Below are 8,472 nucleotides of genomic sequence, written 5' to 3'. Positions count from 1 at the left end.
CAACACGGAACGACCGCATTTATCGCTGAAAATGCAAACGCCCGATGTGGTGCATCGGGCGTCTATCGCCGGTTAACCCCGGCACTTTTCAACCGTTCTGAGTGTCAACGCAATTCAGGACGGGTCATGGACTCAGGCCAATGACTTGGCGGGCGGCTTGGACGGCGGCAAACCCTGAAAGGTTTGCAATTCGTTGTCCTTGGCGAAATTCATGCAAAAGTCCCAGGCCATGACGTCATGTTGGTGCAGCGCTTCGTCCACGATCACACAGCGCACGCCGTTCACACTGGTGGGAACACACCACGGTGAATAGGTGAAGTGGCGGCCCGGCAAGGCCATGCCCGGGCGAAACTGGCTCATCACCCCGGCCAGCCGTTCAGCCCAGTCACTGGGTCGAAAGGCGCGGCCCGCATGGGTCACGCCCAGGATGTAGACTTTTTTTGACGTGTGTGAAACCATCTGGTAGCGGCCAATCTAGGGGTGATAACGAGATGTTGCGAGGCTGAAAGATTGTAGTGCCTATCTTATGTCTTATACAAGACTTGACGCTGGCTAAGTAACAGCCATGTTACGCGTCAAACACCATTCAGTCGCTGACTGCCAACGGCCGAAACCAAGCATTTGATCGGTCTAAAATCATGCTTCAACGGCCCAACCTGCGTTGGGCCGCTTTGTTTTTTCACGGAGATGACCGCATGAACGCATCCGAACCCGGCCTTCAAGCCGCCTCGCCCCACGTGATGAACACCTACGGGCGATTGCCTATTGCACTGTCACATGGCCAGGGCTGCAGAGTCTGGGATGTCAACGGCAAGGTCTACCTGGATGCGCTGGGTGGTATTGCGGTCAACACCCTGGGCCACAACCACCCCAAGCTGGTACCCGCGCTGCAGGACCAGATCAGCAAGATCATCCACAGCTGCAATTACTACCATGTGCCCAACCAGGAGGCGCTGGCCAAAAAACTGGTGGAACTCTCGGGCATGAGCAATGTGTTTTTCTGCTCGACCGGCTTGGAGGCCAACGAAGCCGCGCTGAAGCTGGCGCGCAAGTTTGGCCATGACAAGGGCATTGAACGGCCGGAAATCGTGGTGTACGAAAAAGCCTTCCACGGCCGCTCCATCGCCACCCTGAGCGCCACCGGCAACCCCAAGGTCCAAGCCGGATTTGGCCCACTGGTAGAAGGTTTTATCCGCGTGCCGATCAACAACATCGAGGCCCTCAAGGCCGCCACCGAAGGCAATCCCAATGTGGTGGCAGTGTTTTTTGAAGCCATCCAGGGTGAAGGTGGCATCAACCCGATGCACCTGGATTACCTGCGTGATTTGCGCAAGCTCTGTGATGAACGTGACTGGCTGATGATGATCGATGAGGTGCAATGTGGCATGGGCCGCACTGGCAAATGGTTTGCCCACCAGTGGGCCGGCATCGTGCCCGACGTGATGCCACTGGCCAAGGGCCTGGGTTCCGGCGTGCCGGTGGGTGCGGTGGTGGCTGGCCCGAAAGCCGCCCAGATTTTCCAGCCCGGCAACCACGGCACCACCTTTGGTGGCAACCCGCTGGCCATGCGGGCCGGGGTCGAGACCATCCGCATCATGGAAGAAGACGGCCTGCTGGCCCATGCCGCGGCGGTCGGCGCCCATTTAAAAGCCGGTCTGGAGACCGCGCTGGCGGCCGAACTGGCAGCTGGCACGGTGAAAGAGATTCGTGGCCAAGGCCTGATGCTGGGCATTGACCTGGCCAAACCCTGCGGTGTCCTCACCCAGCGCGCCGCCGATGCGGGTTTGCTGATCAGCGTGACCGCCGACAGTGTGGTGCGTCTGGTGCCGCCACTGATCCTGAGCCAAGCCGAGGCCGACGAGATCGTTGCCCGGTTGTGCCCCCTGATTTCTGCTTTGTTGAAGGAAACGCCATGAACCCAGTCGAATTCGGTATCCCCAGCACCATCCCCAAAGGCGCGCCACCGGTGCGTCACTACTTGCAGTTCTCCGACCTGCGGGCCGACGAATACGCCTACCTGCTCGAGCGTGCGGCCTTCATCAAGGCCAAGTTCAAGACCTTCACCCGGCACCAGCCGCTGGTGGACCGCACGCTGGCGATGATTTTCGAAAAAGCCTCGACCCGCACCCGCGTCAGTTTTGAGGCCGGCATGTACCAGCTCGGTGGCAGCGTGGTGCACCTGACCACCGGCGACAGCCAACTGGGCCGCGCCGAGCCGATTGAAGACAGCGCGCGTGTCATCAGTCGTATGGCCGACCTGGTGATGATCCGCACCTTTGAACAGGCCAAGCTGGAGCGTTTCGCCGAGTATTCCCGCGTGCCGGTCATCAACGGTCTGACCAACGAGTTTCACCCGTGCCAGATTCTGGCCGACATCTTCACTTTCATCGAACACCGTGGCCCGATCCAGGGCAAAACGGTGGCCTGGGTCGGTGACGGCAACAACATGGCCAACACCTGGTTGCAGGCCGCCACACTGCTGGGCTTCAAAGTGAATGTGAGCACACCCAGCGGATATGAGGTGAATGAAAAAATAGCCTCTGGCCCTGATGGCATAAGGGCTGGCAGCTATGAAAATTTCAGCAATCCACTGGACGCCTGCCGCGGCGCCGACCTGGTCACCACCGACGTCTGGACCAGCATGGGTTATGAGGCCGAGAACGAGGTACGCAAGCAGGCCTTTGCCACCTGGCGGGTCAGCAGCGAGATGATGGCCGTGGCCAAACCCGAGGCTTTGTTCATGCACTGCCTGCCCGCGCACCGGGGCGAAGAGGTGGATGCCGAGGTGATCGACGGGCCCCAAAGTGTGGTCTGGGACGAGGCCGAAAACCGCATGCATGTGCAAAAAGCGCTGATGGAATACCTGCTGCTCGGTCGCCAGGCCTGACGGCCCAAGGACAGCCTGTGCCCGACAACAAAGACAAGACCTTCTGGGTAACCGTCCTCAAACTGGCGCTGGGCGCCCTGGCGGTGATTGTCTTCTTTGGCGTCGGGCTGTATTACACCGCCAAGTACAACACCTATGCCCCGCCGGATGTGCCACCTGCGCCGGACTGGGGCATTTCCAAGGATTCACCGATCCCGAGCAAACGCTAACTGGCCCGTGGTGCTGGCCGGACACCCGCCCAATCAGGGTTGGCGGTCAAAGGTGACGGGGTGTTCTTCACCAGCAGCTGGGCGCACACTGCCAGGCGCAGCAGCACCAGGGCATTTGGCACAGCTGCTGCAGGAGGTGCTGCAGCCGGGTGAGCTGCCCAAGGCGCGGTGATAGCGCCCCAAACGCTCCCGTGCGGCGGCAGGCAACAGGTACCAGACGCTGTACAGCGCCGCCAAGCCCACCAGCACAGCCACGATCCAGTCTTGTGCCATCTCAGCCACCTGTCCACGCCAGCGTCAGCCGGTAGGTGACCCAGCTCGCGCCATAGGCCAGCGCAAACAGATAAGCCGTCATCAGCAGCGGATAACGCCACGAATTGGTTTCACGGCGCACCGCCACCAACGTCGACACACACTGCGGCGCAAAAACAAACCACACCAGCAGTGACAAGGCAGTGGCCAGTGACCAGCTTTGGGCAATCAAAGGGACCAGCTGATGGGCCACGTCGTCACCACCGCCCGACAGCGCGTAGACCGTGCCCAGCGCCCCCACCGCCACCTCGCGTGCGGCCATACCGGGAACCAGCGCCACGGCAATCTGCCAGTTGAAACCAATCGGCGCCACCACCGCCTCTAGCCAATGCCCCAACAAGCCAGCGTAGCTGTGGTTGATGGCGGCGTCGGTGGCACCCGCAGGCGGTGCTGGATAAGTGGCCAGAAACCACAACAGGATGGTGAGCGCCAGGATGATGCCGCCTACTCGCTTGATGAAAATCGACGCCCGCTCGTACAGCCCATGCGCCAGGCTGCGTATATTGGGCATGCGGTAAGACGGCAACTCCATCACCAGCGGCGTGGGCCGGGCCCGGGTGCGCCACAGCATGGCCACCGCGGCCACTGCCATGGCTGACAAAATGCCGCCGACATACAGCGCAAACATCACCAGCCCTTGCAGGTTAAACACGCCCCACACCGTCTGGCTGGGGATGAACGCACCAATCAGCAAGGCATACACCGGCAGCCGGGCCGAACAGGTCATCAGCGGCGCGATCATGATCGTCACCAGCCGGTCGCGCCAATGGGTGATGGTGCGGGTGGCCATGATGCCGGGCACGGCGCAGGCAAAGCTCGACAGCAGCGGGATGAACGAGCGCCCTGACAGGCCCACCGTACCCATCACCCGGTCCAGCAAAAAGGCGGCACGCGGCAGGTAGCCGGAGTCTTCCAGCACCAGAATGAAGAAAAACAGAATCAGAATCTGCGGCAAAAACACCAGCACGCCGCCCGCGCCCGCCAGCACACCGTCCACCAGCAAGCTGCTCAGCGGCCCGGGTGACAAATGCGACTGCACCTGGGCACCGAGCGCCCCCATGGCCGACTCAATCAGCTCCATCGGCCACACCGCCCAGCTGAACACCGCCTGGAACATCAAAAACAGCGTGGCCGCCAATACCAACATGCCCCACAGCGGATGCAACACCACGGCGTCAATCGCGTCGTCCCGGTGCAGGCTCTCGGCAGGCTCCTGCACCGCGAGTTTGACCACCCGGCGCACCTCTTGTTGGGTGGCCATCACCTCGTCCACCTGCGGGGCGTGCCAGGTGGTGGTGGTTTTGAGGCGTTTTCTGGACTTGCTCACGTCCACCTTGGCCAGGTAAGTGAGCAGTTCCTGGGCGCCATCGTGGCGGATGCCCACGGTTTCGATCACCGGCATGCCGAGTTCGTGCGCCAGGATCGCCCGGTCCACCGTGATGCCGCTGTGGCGCGCGGCATCGCACATGTTCAGCGCCAGCGCCAGCGGCAGGTTCAGCGCACGCGCTTCCAGCACCAGGCGCAAGTTGAGGCGCAAATTTGTGGCGTCCACCACACACACCACCAGGTCAGGCAGCGGCTCGTTGGGGCGGTGCCCGGTGACGATGTCGCAGGTGATCTGCTCGTCCGCGCTCAGGGCGTTCAGGCTGTACGCACCGGGCAAGTCCAGCACCACCACCTGGCGCCCGGACGCGGTTTCCAGCGTGCCCTCTTTGCGCTCCACCGTCACACCGGCGTAGTTGGCCACTTTCTGGCGGCTGCCGGTCAGCAGGTTGAACAGCGCGGTCTTGCCACAATTGGGGTTGCCCAGCAGCGCAACACGCAGGGGTTTGTCGTTGAGGTGATCAGACATGCGAAGCAGTCGAACTCAGAGCGGTTGCACCTGCACCAGCGCCGCCTCATGGCTGCGCAGGGCGAAGGTGGTGTGGCCTACCCGCACCGCCAGCGGATCGTGGCCGGGATAGCCTCGGGCAATCACACGGACCTGCTCACCGGGCAAAAAACCAATTTCCAGCAGGCGCAAGGCAATGCCGCGCTCTTCATCATCCAAGGGGGTGCTCATGCCGATGACCACCGCCCGAACCTGGCGCGCGAGTTGGTGCAAGCCAATGGGCTGGCCAATAGGCTGGCCAACGGCAGGAGGCGTCTGGGAGGGTGCGGTCATGGCGGCGACAAATGAGAACGGTTTTGATTTTAGTTGGGTTCTGCTGCCCACAGGCACCGCAGCACCCTGAACGCCAGTCTTCTGGGCGCTGTTGACACGGTGCGGCTCGCCAAGTAGTCAACACATCGCCATCAGCGTTGGTACCGGGAAGATGGGCCTCTGTCTTTTAGGTTGCTATTTTCGGGCCACCGTAAAGCCAGGGCTGATCCAGCAGACGCTTGCCGAGCAAGCGCATGGCCATGTCACGCCCCAGCCGCAGCGGGCCGGTCAGGTGGTAAATCTCACCATTGCGGATAGCGCGCTCTTGCACCCTGGCGTTGCGCTGCCAGCGCTGCTCGGCGTAGTCCTTGATCAGGGCAGGCACCCGTGCCAATGCCGCATCATCCGGCCTTGTGGCGGCCAACGCGCCGCCCGCTGCCAGCAGCCGTGCCAGCGTGGCGGCGTCCTCAATGGCCATGGCCGCACCTTGCGCCAGGTAGGGCACCATGGGGTGCGCCGCGTCGCCCAGCAAGGCCACCCGACCCAAATAATGTTCGTGTGCGCCGTGCATCGGCGGGCGAATGCTCAGCGGCCACAGGCGCCAGCGGTCAATGGCGTGGATCAGGTCATGCAGCGGCGCGCAGCTGCCCTGCATGACACGCTGCAAATCCGCCGCGTTGGCGCTGTGGTCCCAGCTGGACATATCGCCCTGCACCTGCCCGTGCACGATGGCCACCACATTCATCCACGCGCCGCCCCGTACCGGGTACTGCACCACATGCATCTTCGGGCCAAACCAGGCGGTGACCTGTTTGGTTTGCAGCGATTTGGGCAGCGTGCTTTGATCCACCATGGCGCGGTACGCCAGATGCCCGGTGGGCAGCGGTTTGCCATCGTGCATCAGTTGCTGGCGCAGATGGCTCCAGGCACCGTCAGCGGCCACCAGCACATCGGCTGGCACCGACTGCGTGTCTGCCAGTTGGGCCGTGACTTTGTCATCGGTCTGCGCTGCCCCCATCACCGCGTTGTTGAGGTTCAACGCCACGTCACCACGCTGGCGCAGCACCTTGACCAGCAAACCATGTAAATCCGCGCGATGAATGGTGGCGTAAGGCGCCCCGTAGGTCCGCACCATCTCGGCACCCAAAGGCAACTCGCCCAGTATGGCAGCCGTTACGGTGCTGCGAAATTGCAAGCGACTCGGAAACGCCACCAAGTGCTGGAGATCGTCTTTGAGGTCCCAGCCATACAACACGCGCATGGCATTGGGGCCCAGTTGAATACCAGCGCCCACCTCAGAAAACTCGGCCGCACGCTCGTACAGGCGCACCTTGCCACCGGCGCGAGCACATGCCAGCGCTGCCGACAAACCACCAATTCCACCCCCCGCAATGACAACATCAGCCATGGGAAACTTTCAACGACTTCAAATATAGGGCGCGATTGTCCGCACAAGAGTCTGCTGCAAACTGACAAGCCCGCAATAAATTTTGACTTGGCTGGCTTACACTGCGGCCATGGATGAAACAAGACAACGCATGACGCTGGTCCGGCTTCTCTATGTGAGCCGGGCTGTAGGACCGCAAACCACCGCGGTGACGGATTCGATCCTGTCTGTGGCTCAGGGCGCCAACCGCCAACGCGGCATCACCGGTGTTTTATGCCAAGGCCAGGGACTGTACCTGCAAGTGCTGGAAGGTGAGCGCAGCGTGATCAACCGTCTGTACAACCGCATCACCCAGGACCGGCGCCACCAGGATGTGGAACTGCTGGTGCTGGAGGAAATCAGTCAGCGTCGCTACGCCGATTGGTCCATGGCACATGTGATCCTGTCCGAAGACGATCCGATGATCCAGCTCAGGCACCCCGAGTTTGACCCGTACTCAGCCGCAGGACAGACGGTGATGAAGATGGTGGGCGAACTGTTTGCCACCGGCAACCGCATCCGCAACACCTCAGCCAAGCGTTAAGCGACTGGCACAGTTGTCTTGGCGCAATGCGCCTTCGAGCTTGTGCCTCAGATCAGCACGTGTAAGCGGACGAATGTGCCATCTGCCAAAAAGCAAACCCCGACAAAGCGGGGTTGAAAAACAGAGCAGCTTAGTTCTGTCGACGTCGGCGCAGCGCCACCATTGCAAAGAGTCCCAAGCCAACCAGCGCAAGTGACTCTGGCTCCGCAACGGCGCTGACGACCTGAACAGCCGAATCGACGTTCAAGATATCAAAGGCCCAATGGGCATCTCGAACGCTATCGTCGCCATCAATAAATCCATGACGGAAATCTTGATTGGCCACGCCGTCATAGTAAAACCCGTCTGCCAAGTTGTAACTGGTACTGAAGTTGTCGTATTGCTGAATTGACGCTGTGTAGGTGCCCGCAGCAAGCGGCGTGGTGTAGAAAACGTCCCAACAAAACCCGGTCACTGAGTCAGCAGCTACCAATTCACATTTAGCGTCATCTTGCTCACGCAACAGTTTGCCAGTGGCGTCAAACAAGCTCAAGATGGGGTCAAAACCTCCGCTGGCAATCACCGTGCCCGCTGCGTTGGTCCCGCCAGCATAGGACCAACTTCTCAGCGATACAGACGTCGGCACGCTCACGGTAAAGCTAAACAACTGCACATCATTGTCGTGCTCAAAGTTCCCTGAAAAAGAGAAATTGGCCGCACTGGCTGCCGTCGCTGCGAGGCCAAGCGTCAGTGCCGCCGCGATGGTTTTAAGTTGTTGCGTGAAAAACATAAGCACTCTTTAAATTGACAAGGTTTACGAAAATATAAAGCACTATTGATGCCAAGTATCCAAGCAGTTGAGTTGTAAGCGTTTTTTTACATTTAGCCTACATGACCGTCTTTGACTGTTAAGTTATCCGACACCTACTAACGGACGGCATCGAACGTACCGACGCACCGACTCCTACCAGC

General features: G+C 60.7%; 10 protein-coding genes. 4 read left to right on the top strand and 6 right to left on the bottom strand.

The genetic code is table 11. The annotated features are described in order from the left end of the window. Positions 1-132 precede the first annotated feature (132 nt). Positions 133-459: a DUF3579 domain-containing protein gene (locus LHU53_RS01700; protein ID WP_227330335.1), complete on the bottom strand. Its 327-nt coding sequence runs from the start codon at positions 457-459 to the stop codon at positions 133-135. 236 nt (positions 460-695) lie between these two features. Between LHU53_RS01700 and LHU53_RS01695 the strand changes: the two genes are divergently transcribed. The 3 genes from LHU53_RS01695 to LHU53_RS01685 are packed head-to-tail and all read left to right on the top strand — an operon-like array spanning position 696 to position 3,096. Next, on the top strand, positions 696-1,916 hold the full coding sequence (locus LHU53_RS01695) for an aspartate aminotransferase family protein (protein WP_227330334.1): 1,221 nt from the start codon (positions 696-698) through the stop codon (positions 1,914-1,916). Beyond that, positions 1,913-2,887 carry an ornithine carbamoyltransferase gene (argF, locus tag LHU53_RS01690; protein WP_227330333.1) on the top strand — a complete coding sequence of 325 codons (975 nt, stop codon included), beginning with the start codon at positions 1,913-1,915 and terminating at the stop codon, positions 2,885-2,887. Before LHU53_RS01695 ends, argF begins: the two co-directional genes overlap by 4 nt. A gap of 17 nt (positions 2,888-2,904) precedes the next feature. Continuing rightward, on the top strand, positions 2,905-3,096 hold the full coding sequence (locus LHU53_RS01685; RefSeq protein WP_227330332.1) for a hypothetical protein: 192 nt from the start codon (positions 2,905-2,907) through the stop codon (positions 3,094-3,096). Positions 3,097-3,129: 33 nt separating this feature from the next. On the opposite strand, the gene LHU53_RS01680 is transcribed toward LHU53_RS01685, so the two are convergent. The 4 genes from LHU53_RS01680 to LHU53_RS01665 form a co-directional block, all read right to left on the bottom strand. Then, the gene (locus LHU53_RS01680; RefSeq protein WP_227330331.1) at positions 3,130-3,369 is read right to left on the bottom strand and encodes a hypothetical protein; all 240 of its coding nucleotides are present in this window, start codon (positions 3,367-3,369) and stop codon (positions 3,130-3,132) included. Position 3,370: 1 nt separating this feature from the next. Further along, positions 3,371-5,260 (bottom strand): ferrous iron transporter B, encoded by a 1,890-nt coding sequence (locus LHU53_RS01675; RefSeq protein ID WP_227330330.1) that lies wholly within the window; start codon positions 5,258-5,260, stop codon positions 3,371-3,373. A 15-nt stretch (positions 5,261-5,275) separates the two neighbouring features. After that, complete coding sequence (locus LHU53_RS01670) at positions 5,276-5,572, bottom strand: FeoA domain-containing protein (protein WP_227330329.1); 297 nt, start codon at positions 5,570-5,572, stop codon at positions 5,276-5,278. Positions 5,573-5,738: 166 nt separating this feature from the next. Further along, positions 5,739-6,959: an FAD-dependent monooxygenase gene (locus LHU53_RS01665; protein WP_227330328.1), complete on the bottom strand. Its 1,221-nt coding sequence runs from the start codon at positions 6,957-6,959 to the stop codon at positions 5,739-5,741. A 109-nt stretch (positions 6,960-7,068) separates the two neighbouring features. Between LHU53_RS01665 and LHU53_RS01660 the strand changes: the two genes are divergently transcribed. Continuing rightward, the gene (locus LHU53_RS01660; protein WP_227330327.1) at positions 7,069-7,521 is read left to right on the top strand and encodes a BLUF domain-containing protein; all 453 of its coding nucleotides are present in this window, start codon (positions 7,069-7,071) and stop codon (positions 7,519-7,521) included. 130 nt (positions 7,522-7,651) lie between these two features. Here the strand turns inward: LHU53_RS01660 and LHU53_RS01655 are convergent, their stop codons facing one another. Beyond that, positions 7,652-8,290: a DVUA0089 family protein gene (locus tag LHU53_RS01655; RefSeq protein ID WP_227330326.1), complete on the bottom strand. Its 639-nt coding sequence runs from the start codon at positions 8,288-8,290 to the stop codon at positions 7,652-7,654. Positions 8,291-8,472: the final 182 nt, after the last annotated feature.

The sequence above is a fragment of the Rhodoferax sp. U2-2l genome, assembly GCF_020594515.1.
Taxonomy (GTDB): domain Bacteria; phylum Pseudomonadota; class Gammaproteobacteria; order Burkholderiales; family Burkholderiaceae_C; genus Rhodoferax.
The sequence above is the reverse complement of the archived record's forward strand: the minus strand, read 5'-3'. Positions and strand labels throughout refer to the sequence as shown.

What these genes read in the sequence shown, in the direction of transcription:
- LHU53_RS01700 (WP_227330335.1), bottom strand. Translation starts at nt 459, where the DNA reads ATGGTTTCACACACGTCAAAAAAAGTCTACATCCTGGGCGTGACCCAT.
- LHU53_RS01695 (WP_227330334.1), top strand. Translation starts at nt 696, where the DNA reads ATGAACGCATCCGAACCCGGCCTTCAAGCCGCCTCGCCCCACGTGATG.
- argF (WP_227330333.1), top strand. Translation starts at nt 1,913, where the DNA reads ATGAACCCAGTCGAATTCGGTATCCCCAGCACCATCCCCAAAGGCGCG.
- LHU53_RS01680 (WP_227330331.1), bottom strand. Translation starts at nt 3,369, where the DNA reads ATGGCACAAGACTGGATCGTGGCTGTGCTGGTGGGCTTGGCGGCGCTG.
- LHU53_RS01675 (WP_227330330.1), bottom strand. Translation starts at nt 5,260, where the DNA reads ATGTCTGATCACCTCAACGACAAACCCCTGCGTGTTGCGCTGCTGGGC.
- LHU53_RS01670 (WP_227330329.1), bottom strand. Translation starts at nt 5,572, where the DNA reads ATGACCGCACCCTCCCAGACGCCTCCTGCCGTTGGCCAGCCTATTGGC.
- LHU53_RS01665 (WP_227330328.1), bottom strand. Translation starts at nt 6,959, where the DNA reads ATGGCTGATGTTGTCATTGCGGGGGGTGGAATTGGTGGTTTGTCGGCA.
- LHU53_RS01660 (WP_227330327.1), top strand. Translation starts at nt 7,069, where the DNA reads ATGGATGAAACAAGACAACGCATGACGCTGGTCCGGCTTCTCTATGTG.
- LHU53_RS01655 (WP_227330326.1), bottom strand. Translation starts at nt 8,290, where the DNA reads ATGTTTTTCACGCAACAACTTAAAACCATCGCGGCGGCACTGACGCTT.